General features: G+C 72.5%; 17 protein-coding genes and 2 pseudogenes. 12 read left to right on the top strand and 7 right to left on the bottom strand.

Features of this window, described 5'->3' with window-relative positions; all coding sequences use genetic code 11:
- The first annotated feature begins 202 nt into the window (after positions 1 to 202).
- Complete coding sequence (locus RKE29_RS19180; RefSeq protein ID WP_312006671.1) at positions 203 to 1,528, top strand: MFS transporter; 1,326 nt, start codon at positions 203 to 205, stop codon at positions 1,526 to 1,528.
- 208 nt (positions 1,529 to 1,736) lie between these two features.
- On the opposite strand, the gene RKE29_RS19185 is transcribed toward RKE29_RS19180, so the two are convergent.
- Entirely contained in the window at positions 1,737 to 2,018 is a 282-nt protein-coding gene (locus RKE29_RS19185) for a hypothetical protein (RefSeq protein WP_312006672.1), read from the bottom strand.
- A gap of 98 nt (positions 2,019 to 2,116) precedes the next feature.
- Here RKE29_RS19185 and map point away from each other — a divergent pair, with 98 nt between their 5' ends.
- The 3 genes from map (at position 2,117) to RKE29_RS19200 (ending at position 5,447) form a co-directional block, all read left to right on the top strand.
- Positions 2,117 to 2,974: a type I methionyl aminopeptidase gene (gene map, locus RKE29_RS19190; protein WP_312006673.1), complete on the top strand. Its 858-nt coding sequence runs from the start codon at positions 2,117 to 2,119 to the stop codon at positions 2,972 to 2,974.
- A gap of 98 nt (positions 2,975 to 3,072) precedes the next feature.
- Positions 3,073 to 3,768, top strand: coding sequence for a biliverdin-producing heme oxygenase (locus RKE29_RS19195; protein WP_312006674.1), 696 nt, complete (start codon positions 3,073 to 3,075; stop codon positions 3,766 to 3,768).
- Between the two features lie 194 nt (positions 3,769 to 3,962).
- A complete protein-coding gene (locus tag RKE29_RS19200; protein ID WP_312006675.1) occupies positions 3,963 to 5,447 on the top strand; it encodes a mucin-1 in 1,485 nt (494 codons plus the stop codon).
- Positions 5,448 to 5,547: 100 nt separating this feature from the next.
- On the opposite strand, the pseudogene RKE29_RS19205 reads toward RKE29_RS19200, so the two are convergent.
- The 6 genes and pseudogenes from RKE29_RS19205 to RKE29_RS19230 all read right to left on the bottom strand — a co-directional run.
- A pseudogene (locus tag RKE29_RS19205) lies at positions 5,548 to 7,663 on the bottom strand (SpoIIE family protein phosphatase); the annotation flags it as partial.
- A 315-nt stretch (positions 7,664 to 7,978) separates the two neighbouring features.
- Positions 7,979 to 8,374 carry a hypothetical protein gene (locus RKE29_RS19210; protein WP_312006676.1) on the bottom strand — a complete coding sequence of 132 codons (396 nt, stop codon included), beginning with the start codon at positions 8,372 to 8,374 and terminating at the stop codon, positions 7,979 to 7,981.
- A 2-nt stretch (positions 8,375 to 8,376) separates the two neighbouring features.
- The gene (locus RKE29_RS19215; protein WP_312006677.1) at positions 8,377 to 8,640 is read right to left on the bottom strand and encodes a hypothetical protein; all 264 of its coding nucleotides are present in this window, start codon (positions 8,638 to 8,640) and stop codon (positions 8,377 to 8,379) included.
- On the bottom strand, positions 8,630 to 8,794 hold the full coding sequence (locus tag RKE29_RS19220; RefSeq protein WP_312006687.1) for a hypothetical protein: 165 nt from the start codon (positions 8,792 to 8,794) through the stop codon (positions 8,630 to 8,632). The genes RKE29_RS19215 and RKE29_RS19220 overlap by 11 nt, the downstream gene beginning before the upstream one ends.
- A 345-nt stretch (positions 8,795 to 9,139) precedes the next feature.
- Positions 9,140 to 10,109, bottom strand: a pseudogene (locus tag RKE29_RS19225) (transcriptional regulator); the annotation flags it as partial.
- A 43-nt stretch (positions 10,110 to 10,152) separates the two neighbouring features.
- Positions 10,153 to 10,698: a hypothetical protein gene (locus RKE29_RS19230; RefSeq protein WP_312006678.1), complete on the bottom strand. Its 546-nt coding sequence runs from the start codon at positions 10,696 to 10,698 to the stop codon at positions 10,153 to 10,155.
- Positions 10,699 to 11,175: 477 nt separating this feature from the next.
- Between RKE29_RS19230 and RKE29_RS19235 the strand changes: the two genes are divergently transcribed.
- The 8 genes from RKE29_RS19235 to RKE29_RS19270 all read left to right on the top strand — a co-directional run bounded on the left by RKE29_RS19235 (position 11,176) and on the right by RKE29_RS19270 (position 15,903).
- A complete protein-coding gene (locus RKE29_RS19235; RefSeq protein WP_312006679.1) occupies positions 11,176 to 12,039 on the top strand; it encodes a helix-turn-helix transcriptional regulator in 864 nt (287 codons plus the stop codon).
- Positions 12,040 to 12,044: 5 nt separating this feature from the next.
- Positions 12,045 to 12,263, top strand: coding sequence for a DUF397 domain-containing protein (locus RKE29_RS19240; protein ID WP_312006680.1), 219 nt, complete (start codon positions 12,045 to 12,047; stop codon positions 12,261 to 12,263).
- Positions 12,263 to 12,463 (top strand): DUF397 domain-containing protein, encoded by a 201-nt coding sequence (locus RKE29_RS19245; protein WP_312006681.1) that lies wholly within the window; start codon positions 12,263 to 12,265, stop codon positions 12,461 to 12,463. Before RKE29_RS19240 ends, RKE29_RS19245 begins: the two co-directional genes overlap by 1 nt.
- Complete coding sequence (locus RKE29_RS19250) at positions 12,463 to 12,669, top strand: DUF397 domain-containing protein (protein WP_312006682.1); 207 nt, start codon at positions 12,463 to 12,465, stop codon at positions 12,667 to 12,669. The genes RKE29_RS19245 and RKE29_RS19250 overlap by 1 nt, the downstream gene beginning before the upstream one ends.
- Before the next feature lie 11 nt (positions 12,670 to 12,680).
- Positions 12,681 to 12,782, top strand: a complete 102-nt coding sequence (locus RKE29_RS19255; RefSeq protein ID WP_312006686.1) for a DUF397 domain-containing protein — start codon at positions 12,681 to 12,683, stop codon at positions 12,780 to 12,782.
- A gap of 355 nt (positions 12,783 to 13,137) precedes the next feature.
- Positions 13,138 to 13,551, top strand: coding sequence for a hypothetical protein (locus RKE29_RS19260; protein ID WP_312006683.1), 414 nt, complete (start codon positions 13,138 to 13,140; stop codon positions 13,549 to 13,551).
- 9 nt (positions 13,552 to 13,560) lie between these two features.
- Positions 13,561 to 15,297: an alpha/beta hydrolase gene (locus RKE29_RS19265; RefSeq protein WP_312006684.1), complete on the top strand. Its 1,737-nt coding sequence runs from the start codon at positions 13,561 to 13,563 to the stop codon at positions 15,295 to 15,297.
- 3 nt (positions 15,298 to 15,300) lie between these two features.
- Positions 15,301 to 15,903: a hypothetical protein gene (locus RKE29_RS19270; protein ID WP_312006685.1), complete on the top strand. Its 603-nt coding sequence runs from the start codon at positions 15,301 to 15,303 to the stop codon at positions 15,901 to 15,903.
- Positions 15,904 to 15,926: the final 23 nt, after the last annotated feature.

Genomic DNA, 15,926 nt, shown 5'->3' on the forward strand with positions numbered 1-15,926 from the left:
CGGGCGGCGCGGAATCCGGCGGCCGGGCGGCCCGACGCCGGATTCCGCGGGCCGGGCCCGCCCCGGCCGCCGAGCCGCCACCGGGACCCGGCCGCCCCCGCCTTCGGCCCGCGCTCGCCCCCGGGACGCCCCCGCCCGCACCAGGCGGCATTCGGATAATTCGGTTGCCGGGCACAGGCGCGACAACGGACGATGTCCGCTCGTGACCGACGCCGACCACCCCCCGCCCCGGACGCCGCGCCGGTGGCGCTCCCTGCTGCCCGACCTGTCGCCCTGGCGCGCCTCGCGCGACTACCGCGTCCTGTGGACCGCGGGCCTGGTGACCTCCTTCGGCAGCTTCCTGACCCTGGTCGCGCTGCCGCTCCAGATCAAGGAGCTGACCGGCTCGGCCTTCGCCGTCGGCGCGATCGGCGCGGTGGAGCTGGTGCCGCTGATCGTCTTCGGGCTGTACGGCGGCGCGCTCGCCGACGCCGTGGACCGCCGCAGACTGATCCTGCTCACCGAGGCCGGGCTCGGCCTGCTGTCCGTGCTGCTGCTGGTCAACAGCCTGCTGCCGCACCCCGTGCTCTGGCCGCTGTACGTGATCGCGGCGCTCACCAGCGCGCTCACCGGCCTCCAGCGCCCAGCGATCGACTCGGTCACCGCGCGCATCGTGCCGCACGACCAGATCACCGCCGCCGCCGCGCTCAACGGGCTGCGCTGGCAGCTGTCGGCCGTCGCGGGCCCCTCGCTCGCGGGCGTGCTCGTCGCGTACGCCGGTCTCTCGGTCGGCTACGGCCTGGACGTGGCCAGCTTCGCCGTCTCCCTGCTGCTGTCCTGGCGGCTGAGCGCCTTCCCGCCCGCGCGGGACGCCGACAAGCCGTCGCTGCGCGGCATCGGCGAGGGCGCGCGCTACGCGTGGCGGCGCAGGGAGCTGCTGGGCACGTACACGGTCGACATGGCCGCGATGATCTTCGCTTACCCCAACGCGCTGTTTCCGTTCCTGGCCGACGACCTGGACGCGCCGTGGGCGCTCGGCCTGATGTACGCCGCCGGGTCGGTCGGCTCGGTGCTGGTCAGCGCCACCAGCGGCTGGACCTCACGGATACACCGGCACGGCCGGATGGTGGTGGCGGGCGCGAGCCTGTGGGGCCTGGCCATGGCGCTCGCGGGCTGGCTGCCGAACGTGTGGCTGGTGCTGCTGTGCCTGGTGGTGGCGGGCGGCGCGGACATGGTCAGCGGCCTGTTCCGGCTGACGATGTGGAACCAGACCATCCCGGACGAGCTGCGCGGCCGACTGGCCGGAATCGAGCTGCTGTCCTACGCCACCGGCCCGCAGCTCGGCCAGGTCAGGGCCGGTGCCACGGCGGGCCTCACCGGGGTGCGGGCCGCGGTGTGGGCGGGCGGTCTGGCGTGCGTGGCGTCGGTGGGGCTGCTGGCGCTCGCGCTGCCGAGGCTGCTGTCGTACGACGCGCGGACGGACGACAACGCGCGCCGGGTGCGGGAGGCACGCGAGCGCGAGGCGGGCCTGACGGCCGCTGCGGGCTGACGCCGCCGGACCGGCGCCCAGAGCGGCGGACCGGCGCCGGGGCGCGGGACGCGGGGGGCCGACGGCGCCCGCCCGCCCGCCGACGGTCACACGGCCCGTACGGTCGGCGGCACGGCCCGTACGGGCGCCACGGGCGACGCTCCGGCCGTACGGGCACCACGGGCGGCGCTCCGGTCCGTACGGGCGCTACGGGCGGCGGTACGGCCCGCTACCGTCCCCCGCCGCCGGAATCCCCGCCACCGGTGCCGCCACCGCCGGACCCCTCGCCCTCCTCCCCCGCAGCCGCGCCGTCGTGCCATCGCGGGTCGTGCTCCCAGCGCGCGTTGCGCTCCGCGGCCGTCTCCATCGCCCGCTCGGCCTCGGCGCGGCTGGCGTAGGGGCCCATGCGGTCGGCCGCCCGGCACTCCGGGCCCTCCTCGACCCTGCCGTCGCGCAGGCAGTAGTACCACTCGCCGGGCCTGCCCGCCCGGCGCCTTCCGAACAGCGCCATTGCCGCCTCCGTACCATCCGTCCCGCACGTCTCGCGGCGTACCTTCCCGGCCGGAACGGCGCCATGCCGCCCTACTCCGCGCCGATACACTCGCTGACATGTCTGGCCAGTCGATTCTCGTCCCGGGGAAGCTGTCCCCCACCCGCCCGGTCCCGGCCTCGATCGCCCGGCCGGAGTACGTCGGCAAGGACGCGCCCACGCCCTACACCGGCCCGGAGGTCCAGAGCGCGGAGACGGTCGAGCGGATGCGGATCGCGGGGCGGATCGCCGCCCGGGCGCTCGCGGAGGCCGCCCGGCACATCGCGCCGGGCGTCACGACGGACAAGCTGGACGAGGTGGCGCACGCGTACATGTGCGACCACGGCGCGTACCCCTCGACGCTCGGCTACCGCAAGTTCCCCAAGTCGCTGTGCACCTCGGTCAACGAGGTCATCTGCCACGGCATCCCGGACTCGACCGTGCTGCGCGACGGCGACATCGTCAATCTCGACGTGACGGCCTACATCGGCGGCGTGCACGGCGACACGAACGCCACCTTCCTGTGCGGCGAGGTGGACGAGGAGTCGCGGCTGCTGGTCGAGCGCACGCGCGAGTCGCTGAACCGCGCGATCAAGGCCGTCCGGCCGGGCCGCCGGGTCAACGTCATCGGCCGCGTCATCGAGTCGTACGCCAAGCGGTTCGGCTACGGCGTGGTGCGCGACTTCACCGGCCACGGCATCAACACGTCCTTCCACTCGGGCCTGATCGTGCCGCACTACGACAGCCCGCACCACACGACCGAGCTGCGGCCGGGGATGACGTTCACCATCGAGCCGATGCTCACGCTGGGCACGCACGAGTACGACATGTGGGACGACGGCTGGACGGTGGTCACGAAGGACCGGAGGCGCACGGCGCAGTTCGAGCACACGTTGGTGGTGACAGATACCGGTGCGGAGATCCTGACGCTGCCGTAGGCTGGTTGCCGACAGCCCGTCGGGAAACGATTGACTTAGGTAATCCTAAGTAGAGAGAATCGCACTCCCGTGCCCGCCCGGCCTCCCGGAGGTCCGCCTTGCCCGCCGCCCCCGCTCCGAGCCCGTCCCCCGCCGAGTCCCCCGCACCGTTCTCCACGTTGCTGCGCACCGCCTCGCAGGATCTGCACACCGAGGCGAACAGCTCCCCCTTCATGAGCGACATGCTCGGCGGTCGGCTCGGCGTGGCCGCCTACCGGCGGTACACCGAGCAGCTGTGGTTCGTCTACCGCGCCCTGGAGGCCCCCGACGACCGCGCGCGCCTGTCCGCCGACCCCGTGGCGGGCCCCCTGCTGCGGCCCGAGCTGGCCCGCACCGAGCAGCTGGAGCGCGACCTGGCCCACCTCGGCGGCCCGGACTGGCGCGCGGGCCTGACCCCGCTGCCCACCACGGCGGCGTACGCGTCCCGGATCGCCGAGTGCGCGCGCACCTGGCCGGGCGGGTACGTGGCCCACCACTACACCCGCTACCTCGGCGACCTCTCCGGCGGCCAGATCGTGCGGGACTCGGCGGAGAAGACCTGGGGCTTCGCGCGCAAGGGCGACGGCGTGCGGTTCTACGTCTTCGCGGACATCGCGAACCCGGCGGCCTTCAAGCGCGAGTACCGGGCGCTGCTGGACGCGCTGCCGGTGGACGACCTGGAGAAGCAGCGCGTCGTGGACGAGTGCAGGCGGGCCTTCAAGCTGAACACGGCCTTGTTCTGGGAGCTGAACGAGGCGTTCCGCCAGTCGGCGTGAGGGCCCGGCCACCGCGGGCGCGGCCGCCGCCGCGGTGGCGGCCCTCGCCGCCCCGTACGGCCGGGCACACAGCTTCACCCGACATTCCGGGCATTCCAAATATTCCGACAAGCGAGTGTCATCCTGGAGAAGAGGAACTTCTTCCCCGTGACGGCGCGGCGGACCGCCGCGGAGGGGTCAGGAGGAATCTCGCGATGCGCTACGCCCCGCCCGGCATGTGCCTCAACGACTTCACCGTCCTGGCCGGACCGGACGGCTACACCGTGCTGCACCTCCAGGGGCCGTGGACCGCGCCCTTCGACCACCTGCGCATGGAGACCTCCTACGGCCGGGCCACCTCCACCGACCTGGTGCGCTGGCAGACGGAAGGCACCGCCTTCGGCGTCGGGCCGCCCGGCCGCTTCGACCAGGCGGCCGTGTGGACGATGCACGCCATCCCGCACGGCGACGGCCTGGCGATGCTCTACACCGGCGTGGGGTGCGTCACGGCCGACGGCTGGCCGGTACAGGCCGTGGGCCTCGCCCGCTCACACCGGCGGGACGGCACCGGCTGGCTGCGACACGGCACCGTGCCGGTGTCCTGCGCCGACCCTCGCTGGTACCGCACCGGGGACGGCATGGGCTGGCGCGACCCGTTCGTCGTACGCGACGACGAGGGCCCCGGCTGGGCCATGGCCGTCTGCGCCGGCGACGTGTCGCTGCCGGTGGAGCGGGCCGGGTGCGTCGCCCTGGCCACCTCCCCCGACCTGGAGCACTGGCAGGCGCACCCGCCGCTGGTCTCCCCTGGCGACCGGGACCACCTGGAGTGCCCGGTGCTGGAGCGGGTGGCGGACGGCTGGCTGCTGTTCACCAGTACGGGCGGCATCGGGGGCGGCCGCGTCGACACGTGGGCGGCGCCCTGGCTGCGCGGCCCGTGGCGGCGGATCGGCCCGCTGGCGCCGGTCGGCGTCTACGCCCCGCGCGTGGTCACCGCCCCCGACGGGGCGCGCGTGGTGCTGCACACCACCCCGCGCCGCGTCGGCCTGTCGGACCGCGCCGCCTACTGCCGGGGCATGCTGGCCCAGCCCAAGGCGCTGGCCGTGCCCGGCGCCGGCCCGCCCCGGCTGGAGTGGTGGCCCGGCCTGGACCGCTGGCTGGGGCCGCCCGTGTCGGGGCGTCCGGTGCCGGACGGGTGCGCGGACGTGGCCGTCCGGCACGACCCGGAGGCCCTGGACGGATCCGCGCCCGGCGGCCCCGGCGGCGCGGGCGGGTCCGGGGCCCGCGGCGGCGCCGTGCGGACCGAGGTCGTGCTGCGCGCCGAGGGCGAGGCGCCGGCGCTGGCCGTGGGCTGCCAGGGGCGCGCGGTGTGGGTGGCCGGACCGGGCGGCGGCCCGCTGGCCGGGGCCGAGGCGGCCCGTCCCCCGCGACGGCTGCGGATCCTGACGGCCGGCGAGTACGTGGAGGTGTACGCCGACGACGCGTTCCTCGTCACCGCGCTGTGCTACACCGGCCGCCCGGTGCCCTGGACCGTGACGCGCACCCCGGTCGCGGACGCCGCGGGAGGGGAACCCGCGGCCGGGCCCTGGGCCGGGACCGCCGCCACGAAGCCGGAGCCGGTGCCGGTGCGCCCGCTGACGCCGCCCTACCCGGACCGGGACGACGCGTCGGCGCTCTGGCCGGGCCCCCGAAACCCCGGCTGACTCCGAGCCCGTACCGAAGCCGTCCCGCGCCGAAGCCGTCCCGCACCAGAGACGATCCCGTACCGGAGTCGATTCCGTGCCAGAGCGATGAGGTGCGGCCCTAGTCGGGCAGGGCCCACAGGCCCAGCTCGGCCGCGCCGAGGTGGCCCAGGTCCTGCTCGGCCCAGATGGTCTTGCCGCCCGCGGCGGCCTGCCGGGAGCCCCAGCGCCGGGTGAGCTGGGCCACGAGCAGCAGGCCGCGGCCGCCCTCGTCGTACGTCCGGGCCCGCCGCATGTGCGGGCTGGTGCTGCTGCCGTCCGACACCTCGCAGATCAGCGAGCCCTCGCCGCGGATCAGCCGCAGCACGATGGGCGGGCCCGCGTGCCGGATCGCGTTGGTGACCAGCTCGCTGACCACCAGCTCGGTGACGAACGCGGCCTCGTCCAGCCCCCAGGCGGCCAGCCGGCCGGACGCCGCCTTGCGGGCGGCGGCGACCGCCTCCGGGTCGGCGGGCAGCTCCCAGGTGGCGACGTGGTCGGCGTCCAGTCCGTGCGTACGGGCGATCAGCAGCGCCACGTCGTCCAGCGGCCGGTCCGGCAGCAGGGCGGACAGCACCAGGTCGGCGGTCTCGTCCAGCGGCGCGGCGGGCCGGGCCAGGGCGTCGCGCAGCAGGGCGAGCCCCTCGTCGTAGTCCCGGTCGCGCGACTCGACCAGCCCGTCGGTGAACAGGGCGATGAGGCTGCCCTCGGGCAGCTCAACCTCGGCGGCCTCGAAGGGCAGCCCGCCCACGCCCAGCGGCGGCCCGGGGGCCACCGCCACGTAGCCCGCGGTGCCGTCGGGGTGGACGACGGCCGGGGCCGGGTGCCCGGCGCTGGCCAGCACGCAGCGCCGCTCCACCGGGTCGTAGACCGCGTACAGGCAGGTCGCGCCGGTCTCGCCCGGGGTGTCGGCCGCCGGGTCGAGCGTGTCGTGCCGCTCGGGGAGGTGGGCGACCAGGTCGTCGAGATGGGTGAGGAGTTCGTCCGGCGGCAGGTCGACGTCGGCCAGGGTGCGCACCGCGGTGCGCAGCCGCCCCATGGTGGCGGACGCGTGGATGCCGTGCCCGACCACGTCCCCGACGACCAGGGCGACCCGGGTCCCGGACAGCGGGATCACGTCGAACCAGTCGCCGCCGATGCCCGCCTGCCCGCCCGCGGGCAGGTAGCGGGAGGCGACCCGGACGGCCTTCTGGACCTGCGGCCGCCGGGGCAGCAGGCTGCGTTGCAGGGCCAGGGCGGTGGTGCGCTCGCGGGTGTAGCGGCGGGCGTTGTCCACGCAGACGGCCGCGCGGGCGGCCAGCTCCTCGACCAGCAGCACGTCGTCGCGCTCGAAGGGCTCCGGGCGGTGGCGGGAGAGCACGGCCACGCCCAGCGTGGTCCCGCGGGCGCGCATCGGCGCGGCGATCACCGAGTGGAACCCGAAGGCCCGTACCCGCTCGTCCCGCCGGGGGTCCTCGCTCAGCCACCGGACGGTGCGCGGGTCGGCGCCGTCGCTCAGCACCGCCTCACCGCCGGCGAGCGCCCGCGCGGGCGGCGAGTAGTCCGGGTACCGGGCCGTCGCGCCGATCGGGTACGCCGCCTCCGGAACGCCCGCGGTCACCGACCGGTGCGCCACCCGGCACAGCTCCAGCACGGCGCCGGGCAGCAACGGGGGCGGCTCGCCGCCGTCCAGGACCGGCACAGGGAGGTCCACGCTGACGAAGTCGGCCAGCCGCGGCACCACGACCTCGGTCAGCTCCTCGGCCGTACGGGTGACGTCCAGCGTGGTGCCGACCCGGGTAGCTCGCCTCGTTCAGGACCGCCAGCCGCTGCCGCGCGCGGTACTGCTCGGTGGTGTCCGACCCGGCCGCGAACACGCCCAGCACCCGCCCGGCCGGGTCCCGCACCGGTGACATGCTCACCGCCCAGGTGGTCAGGCGCGGGTCGCCGGGGGTCGGGGCGGTCACCTCGTAGCGGATCGGCACCCCGCTGCGGCCCACCTCGCGCACCGCGGCCACCACGGGGTCGCAGTAGGCGGGGGCGGCCGGTGCCCGGTCGGCCATCGCCTGCCGGTACACCTCGCCGACGGGCCGTCCCAGCGCCTCCTCCTCCGTGACGCGCAGCAGGCCGCGGGTGGCGGCGTTCATCCGCAGGACGCGCCCGTCGAGGTCGTAGACGGCGAGGGTCAGCGGCGAGTGGGCGAAGGCCCACTCTACGAGCTGGGCCCCGGGGTCGTCCGGCGATGCGGCTTCGGCCGGGGCCGGGGCCTCGTCCGGGAGGAGGCCGTCCCCACCTTCCGGTGGGTCTGCCGCGGGTTGCTGCATCGCGCACGATCCTCACCAGTTGACGTTACGCCCCAAACATACCCCTTACTCGCCTAAGCCGATTTTACGGCAATTCCCCCCGATGGGAGGATGGGGGGACCTGGGCCGCCTCCGCGTGAGGCACCCTTCGGAGGCGCTGTCTCGCGGAACGTAAAACCCTCCGGCCTCGCATCCGGCACGCGGCCTCGCGCCCGCAGCGAACGAGCAGGGTCAGCGGTCACCGATCTTCGGCGCGCCGTGCCGCTCGACATGCTCGGCCACGATGTCCGGGTTGCGGCGCATCGCCGCCCGAAGCTGCTTGGCCATGAACCTCTGCCGACCCGCGTCCAGAACGGCCATGTAGTCGTCCTTCGGCTCCACCAGTTGCTCCCTGACCAGGAATTCGATCAAGTCCTCCAGGGAGGGGCGGAACCGTCTGCCACCGACCGGGAAGTGCAGCTTCGCCAGCGCCCGCCCCTGCCGCAGGGCCTCCAGCGTCTCGGACTGGCCGTAGACCTGGAGATGCGCCTCCGGGTAGCCGTCACGCTTGGCGCGCTCGTAGTCGTAGTGGCACAAGCCCTCTTTCGCCTCCGGACTGCCGAACACTCCGAAGAACGACTTGTGCACCGTCAGATGCTCACCCTCGTCGTCCAGCCGTAACTGGAAGCTGACATCCATCCACAGCTTCGCCCTTTCCCCGTGTGGACCTGGAAGCGCTCCGGAACCAGCGACTGCTTGGACACCCGATGCCCGACGACGAAGACCCTGCCCACCTCGGGCGAGCGCCAGGCCAGCGCCCTGATCTGCACGTTGCCGCAGATCGTCCGGTTGAGCAGGCTCTGGATCTCTTTCGCGAAGTCTGCGGCCTGGGCGCGTAACGCGTCAGAGATCAACCGTGCCGCCGATGGCCGTCCACAGCGCATGGGCCTGAGCGGAGACGAACGCCCCGCGCTCGGCCTGGTCCGCGAGCCCGGCGTAGGTGAGCCCTAACTGCTCCAATGCCTGCCTCGCCGCAGCGTGGAACTCCTCCGGCGACAGCTCGATCACTATGTCGTCGTCGTGGTCCGCTGTCCGCTGTTCGCTGTCCGCTGTTCGATGATGGTCACGCTCATCGTCTCCCCCCCATGTGGCACTGAGTGACACCAGTGTGTGGCACCCGACTGACACTCTCGTCCATGACACGCCCCCACGGAAGGAACGTGCCCCGTTTGGGGTGCTCATTACCACCCTCCGGCGATCGGACGCACGTCTGTCCAACGATGTCACTGCGCTGAGGTCCCGTACGACGCGGATCGCCCTGCCGGGCCTGATCCTGAAAGTCGGAAGCCCGGCGATCCGGCGGCCGGAGCCGCACGGAAGGAGACGGCCCGTCAGGCCGGGACGGCCCGCCCCCACCGCGCGCGACAGCTCGCGGACGCCCGCGACCCGAGGGTGCCACCGCTCCAGCTCGGTGACGAGGGCCCGGATCGACGGCCGGTCGCGGACCTCGGCCGGAGCCGCCCGGTGGGCGCGCAACAGCGCGTCGACGGTCTGCTCCGGCCTCCCCCACTGCCACCAGGCCCGGGCCAGGTCGGTGTGCATGCACCCCCGCCGCTCCGCCGTACGGAACTGCCCCGGCCGCAGGTCACGCCCCGCACGCAGCGCCGCGCCCGCGTCGCCCAGCGCCCAGTGGACGCCGACCTCGTACAGGGCGACGGCGGCCGGAGTGACCGGGAACAGCCGCCCGTCCGGCGCTCGGTCCGGCAGCCCCCGAGCGGCCCGACCGGCGTCGCGGATCATCGCCAGCGCCTGGTCGCGGTCCCCGGCGACCGCCGCCGTGTATGAGGTGGTGCACAGCATCTGCGCGTACGCCGACGCCTGCGTGTCCGTCGTGAGCCCCCGTGGCCCCCACCCGGGCGACCGCACCGGACATGTGCCGCTGGGCGGCGGCCGACTGGCCCTGGTGCCGCAGCACGACGCTCAGCTCCCGGGCCGCCGCCGCTGCGGCGAGCGGGGAGCCGGACAGGTCCGCGTACACGCTCGCGCGGTCGGCGGCCAGCCTGGCCTGGTCGTACCGGCCGATCTTCGACAGCACCTGGGAGGCGAGGCTGTAGACGACGGACAGCCGCGCTTGCGCGGCCTCCCGCCGCCCCCTGGCCGCCTCGTGCGCGTCGGCCAGCAGGCCGGGCAGGACATGCAGAAGCGCGGCGTGCCGCCCGGCGTCGAAGTGGCCGCGCGCGGCGGCGAGTCGGGCGTCCAGAGGGACCGGGGAGCCGGTGGGATCGGGCATGCCGGCGAGCGCGTCGTCCAACCCGGCGGGGAGCGGCGCGGGCCCGCCGAGACCGGCGGCGGCGAGCAGGGTGCGGCGGCGCATGGGGCCCTCCGTAGGTCGTTGTGCGGTCACGTTCCGCGCTTCACCGTAGGCGTCAGATGCCGAGGCTCGCCTGAGTGCAGCGGGTGAGTTCGAGGACGAGCTGGCAGGCGACGAACCAGCGGGCGTGCCGGTGGCCGTACGGCAGGTAGTCGTCGTCCGGCGACGGCGTCAGCCGACCGTCCGGGCCCGGGGTGCAGAAGCCGCCGAAGACGCCCCAGACGCGGGGCTTGCGGCAGCGGACGGCGACCGGGTCGGTCAGGTGCGGGCAGTGGCGTACGGCCAGGGCCGCGCACGCGCGGCAGACCGGGGGCTTGGTGCACAGCGAGCCCTCGGGCCAGTCCGGCGACCACTCGTCCTGGCCGGGCCGTTGCAGGAGGAACAGCCAGCCCTGAGAGGTGCGGTCGGCCGGCCCGCCGCACACCTGGCACAGCCGGTCGAGCATGACGCGACGCTGGCGCGCCGCGTGCATGGTCCGGAAGTCGGGGCGGCCCTCGCCGGGCGCCTCGGTCAGGCGGACCCACAGCACGCCGTGGCGGTCGCGGTCCTGGGGCCTCTCGTCCCGGTAGGCCAGGCCCGCGCCGTCCGGGCGGATCGTCAAGGCTCCTGACATCGCCGGGGTTTCCGCGCTCCACGAGGCGGCGTACGGGACGGGGAGCCGGTTCGGGCCCCAGGACAGCGGGGGCCGGGCGGGGGCGGTGGGGTGGGCAGCGGGCATGGGCAGCGGCCTTTCGTTCTGGGGTGTCAGTCGAACGGGTGACGTGACGTCAATTCCCGCGCGGGCGGCCACTGGTCGCCCTACGCTACGGGGCACGGCCTCGCCCCCGGCCGTCCGCGCGTCCCGGGCGCGCATCCACCCACAAGGGGGCAAAACCCGTCCTTCCCGCCGTTTCTCACCGAAACGGTGGCTCAATCAGCTTCCCCTGACTGAAAATTGACGGGCAAGTCAAAGAGGGACTTCCCGTGGAATTGGCATATGCGATAGCAAGGGCTCTGCGCTGTATGAGGAGAGCTGAGGGTGGCAGACTCGAAGGCAGCTCAGCGGCCCGGCGGACTCGATCTGCAAGGAGGCAGACTCGTGGCAGCACCTACCGGGCCCACCGTCCGGCGCATGCAACTCGGCTGGGAACTCCGCCGGTTACGGGAGAAGGAGGGAAAGACCCTCGCCCAGGCCGTCGACGGCCTGGGGTTCTCCGCCTCCAAGCTCCACCGGGTGGAGAACGGCCTGGCCGCCCTGAAGTCCGCGGCTGACCTGCGGGCCCTGCTCGAGCGCTACGGCGTCACGAGCGAGGAGGACATCGAGTTCCTGACGGAGATCCAGCGCGGCTCGCTCAACCGGGGCTGGTGGGCGCCGTACCGCAGCATCATGCCGTCGGGCATGGCCACGTACGTCGGGCTGGAGAGCGGCGCGCGGGCCATCCGCACCTGGCAGCCGAGTGTGGTGTTCTCCCTGTTGCAGACCGAGCAGTACGCCCGCGAGCTGCTCCAGACGGCCAAGCCGGTCGAGGAGACCACCACGGAGTTCGTCGAGCGCACCATCGTCGTCCGCAAGGAGCGCAGGAAGCAGTTCATCCGCAAGGACAGCAGGCAGGAGCTGTGGGCGGTGCTGGACGAGGCGGCACTGCGGCACACGGTCGGCGGTCCGGACGTGATGCGCGAGCAGTACGAGGACCTGATCAGGCTGTCCAAGCTGGACAACGTGACGGTGCAGGTCCTGCCGATGACCTCGGCCGCCTACCGGTCCAGCTTCAACTTCACCCTGCTGGAGTTCGGCCCGCTGCTGCCCACCGTCGTCCAGACCGATGCGGCCGAGGGCTCGATCGTCAGCGACAAGGACACCACCGTCTGGTCGTTCTCCCGCAGGTTCGACGCCCTGCGGGCCAGCGCTCTCGCCCCTGGCGAGACCCCCATGTTTCTGCACCGACTAGCAGGAGAGATCTGACACCCATGGCTCACCGCACGGCCCCTGACGTCGCCCCTGAAAGCGCCTGGTTCAAGTCGTCCTACAGCGCGGAGAACGGCACCAACTGTGTGGAGGTCGCGGACCTCACCGCCACCGGCCACGTCGGCATCCGCGACTCCAAGGACCGCACCGGCCCCGCCCTCCTCGTCCCCGCCGACCAGTTCGCCGCCTTCATCGCTCACGTCCGTACCGAGGGGGTCTGATGTCCCTGGGCCCTGACACCGTCTGGTTCAAGTCGTCCCACAGCTCGGAGAACGGCACCGCCTGTGTGGAGGTCGCGGACCTCACCGCCACCGGCCACGTCGGCATCCGCGACTCCAAGGACCGCACCGGCCCCGCCCTCCTCGTCCCCGCCGACCAGTTCGCCGCCTTCATCGCTCACGTCCGTACCGAGGGGGTCTGATGTCCCTGGGCCCTGACACCGTCTGGTTCAAGTCGTCCCACAGCTCGGAGAACGGCACCGCCTGTGTGGAGGTCGCGGACCTCACCGCCACCGGCCACGTCGGCATCCGCGACTCCAAGGACCGCACCGGCCCCGCCCTCCTCGTCCCCGCCGACCAGTTCACCGCCTTCGTCACCGGCCTCCGCACCGGACGTATCGGAGCCTGACCCGGCNCGGCATCCGCGACTCCAAGGACCGCACCGGCCCCGCCCTCCTCGTCCCCGCCGACCAGTTCACCGCCTTCGTCACCGGCCTCCGCACCGGACGTATCGGAGCCTGACCCGGCGCTGTCTGATAAACACTCACTGCCCGCCTCCGCGATGCACGGGGGCGGGCAGTCTTCACCGCATGAGTACGCCTACTCAACTCGCGGAGCACACGGCCCTGTTGTGAGCGCGACAGATCATCTACCACGATAGGTTCACCTGACGCCGGATCGTGAACCGAGCCGGTCAGTGGCGGGTGTGCGCGATGCACCCCCGGGTGGGCGTGGCGCGGAACGCGCGAGCCCAGCAGTGCGGAACACTCGTACCGCGTACGACCACGGGCGGCCGGTCGGCGTGCGTGGCCCCGGTCGGCCGTCGGCCCGGCCCGGGGTGCGCTCGTCCGTACGGCGGGAAGGACAGCGGACCCAAGTGACGGAACTCTTAGGGCGATTCGGGCTCACCTCGCCGGGGCAGGGCAGCGGCGGTGGCACGCACAAGGCGAGCGTCACCCCGTGGACCGCGGCAGCCGGGGTGGCGGGCGAGCTGCACACCGGTCTGCGGGACGCTCTGACGGATCTCGACGCGGCGCACGAGAACCTGTCCCAGCGCACCAAGGGACTGTCCAGCACGGCCTCGCTGGCCTCGATCCGGACGGCGTGGGCCGGGCGGCTGGGCGATGTCCGCGACGAATGCGCCCGGTTACAGAAGTCCCTGAACGCCGCGGGCGGCGGCTACGGCGCGCACGACGCCCACGTCCGGGACGGCTTCGACGCCGCCCGGGGCACGTGGGAGACCGGCAGCTCCGCGCAGCCCTCGCACGGCGCCGCGCACGGGGAGCGGTGACCTGCCGTGGTGTCCATCGACAACCTGCGCGACCTGGACCGCTCCGCCATCACCGAAGCCGCCGCCGGCTGGAGCAAGGTCAGCAACCGGGCCGACGCCGCGATGCGCCGGGTGAACCACGAGATGCTGCGCAGGCTCAACGAAACCCAGCAGGGCGAGGGTGCCGACAGCGCGATTTCCGCCTTGAAGCAGCTGAGCCGGAATTACGAGTACATTCACGCGGAATGCGGGCTGATACGCACCGCGCTCGACGGCCTGGCGGACGAACTGGCCGCGCCGCAGCGGAAGTTACGTGAGGCCCTGGACGAGGCTCAGCAGCGCGGTTTCACGGTCGGGTCGGACGGGTCCGTCACGTACCCGGGAGAGATGCTGTACGGGCCGGACCCGGGCGGGGCGGGTTCCGGCGAGCGGGCGCCGTCCGGGCCCGAGCAGGGACCGCCGTTTCTGGGGTCCAGCGGCAAGGACCCGAATCGGGCCAAAGCCCAGGACATCGCGGACCGCATCGGCTCTGCCCTCAAAGAGGCGGCGGAGATAGACGGCCGCTACTCCCGGGCGCTCGCCCGGCTGACCACGGCCCGGGGCCTGACCGTAGACGACGCGGTGTGGCGCGACGCGGCACAGGACATGGCCGCGCTGCGCAAGGCCGCCGGTGCTCACGTCAAGCTGTCCGGTGTTCCCAAAGGCGCATCGCCGCAACGGAACGCCGCCTGGTGGAAGGGCCTCACCCAGGAGCAGCGCGACGAGTACACCGCGCTGTACCCGGATGTGATCGGGGCCCTCAACGGCATTCCCTCCGACGCCCGGGACAGCGCCAACCGCCTCGTCCTCGCGGAAACCCGCAGCACGTTGGCGAGCACACTGGCTTCGCTCCCCGAGAACGACGCCAACAAGCTCCAGCGGAAGCTCATCGAAGGACAGCTCAAGGGCATGGAAGCGATTCAAAACCGGCTGGACAGTGCGGGCGTGGACGGGATGCCGGACCGCTACCTGCTCGCCTTCGACACCCGGGGCAACGGTCACGCCATCGTGGCCACCGGCAACCCGGACACCGCGCAGAACACCGCCGTGTACATCCCCGGTACTCACGCGAAGCTGGAAAGTATCAACGGGGACCTGAACCGCTCAGATCTCCTGTGGCGGAAAAGCCTGAAGGTAGATCCCAACCGGTCGACCGCCACCATCGCCTATCTGGGATACGACGCCCCGCAAAGCATCGCCCCGTCCGCGATGTCACGCAGTTACGCGGACCACGGCGCCGCAGGTCTGAACAACTTCATGGCGGGGCTCGCCGTCGCGCAGGGGGGCGACGACAAAAGCCACACCACGTTGATCGGGCACAGCTACGGGACGACTCTGATCGGCTCCGCGGCACGCCACGGCCACCTGTCGGGGGATGACGTCGTCCTGGTCGGCAGCCCAGGTGTGGAGGTGGGGAATGCCAAGGATCTCGATGTCGGAAAGAAGCATGTGTGGTCCGAAGCCGCAGGGGACGACCGCATTCCACTGCTGGGAAAGGTGTTCACAGGTCTTCCCGGACGGGAATTCACCGTGGACACATGGCACGGTGTCCCGTATTACGCGGGATGGTCTGCCGAAGTACCGTCGGATGAGGCATTCGGCGCCCACCGTATGCGTGTCGACACCAGCGGCCACGGCGGATATTGGGACACGTACCCGAATCATGATTCGGAAAGTCTTCTCAACCAGGCACGCGTCATCACCGAGCACTACGGCAAGGTAACATAATCCGTGATCTACAAAGAGTCGATGCTTCGCAAGAGCGGCACGAAAACCATAATCGCGATCACGCTCGCCGGATTACTGACGGGATGCTCGGGAATGAACACGCGCGAGAATAGCGGCACAGCGTCGCACACTTCCGACTCGGCCCCGAACAGGCCCACGGAGAAAGACATCTCCGCCGCCAAGAAGGAGGCCGCCCAGCTCTCCAGCCAGATCCTGGCTTTGTCGGGACTTCACGGAAAGGTGACCGAGCCGGGGCCGGGATTCGCCGACGACAACCAGGTGGAGCGCGGTTATTACATCTCCCATGACTGGGCGATCTATGACCTGCCGAACGACAAGCTGAAGACAGGAATGGACAACCTGTACAGATCCCTGCCTCAAAACGACTGGAGGATCGTCTCCTACGCCCCCGCCAAGTCCGAAGCCCGCCAATTGCAAATGCGGGCGGAACATACCCGGACCCACCACCTGGTCCTCATCGAATGGATCAAGGGCAAATCACCAGGGGACGGACCGGGCGCCTCCGACACACCGGAAATCGGCGTGACCCTCACGTCGCCCGCCTACCAGGCCCCCAAGGGCACCGACATGAACAAGCAGCACTAATACTCCAGCTGTAGATCGTGATC

It is taken from the genome of Streptomyces sp. B1866, from assembly GCF_031932565.1.
Classification (GTDB): domain Bacteria; phylum Actinomycetota; class Actinomycetes; order Streptomycetales; family Streptomycetaceae; genus Streptomyces.

What these genes read in the sequence shown, in the direction of transcription:
- RKE29_RS19240 (WP_312006680.1), top strand. Translation starts at nt 12,045, where the DNA reads ATGGCTCACCGCACGGCCCCTGACGTCGCCCCTGAAAGCGCCTGGTTC.
- map (WP_312006673.1), top strand. Translation starts at nt 2,117, where the DNA reads ATGTCTGGCCAGTCGATTCTCGTCCCGGGGAAGCTGTCCCCCACCCGC.
- RKE29_RS19250 (WP_312006682.1), top strand. Translation starts at nt 12,463, where the DNA reads ATGTCCCTGGGCCCTGACACCGTCTGGTTCAAGTCGTCCCACAGCTCG.
- RKE29_RS19200 (WP_312006675.1), top strand. Translation starts at nt 3,963, where the DNA reads ATGCGCTACGCCCCGCCCGGCATGTGCCTCAACGACTTCACCGTCCTG.
- RKE29_RS19185 (WP_312006672.1), bottom strand. Translation starts at nt 2,018, where the DNA reads ATGGCGCTGTTCGGAAGGCGCCGGGCGGGCAGGCCCGGCGAGTGGTAC.
- RKE29_RS19245 (WP_312006681.1), top strand. Translation starts at nt 12,263, where the DNA reads ATGTCCCTGGGCCCTGACACCGTCTGGTTCAAGTCGTCCCACAGCTCG.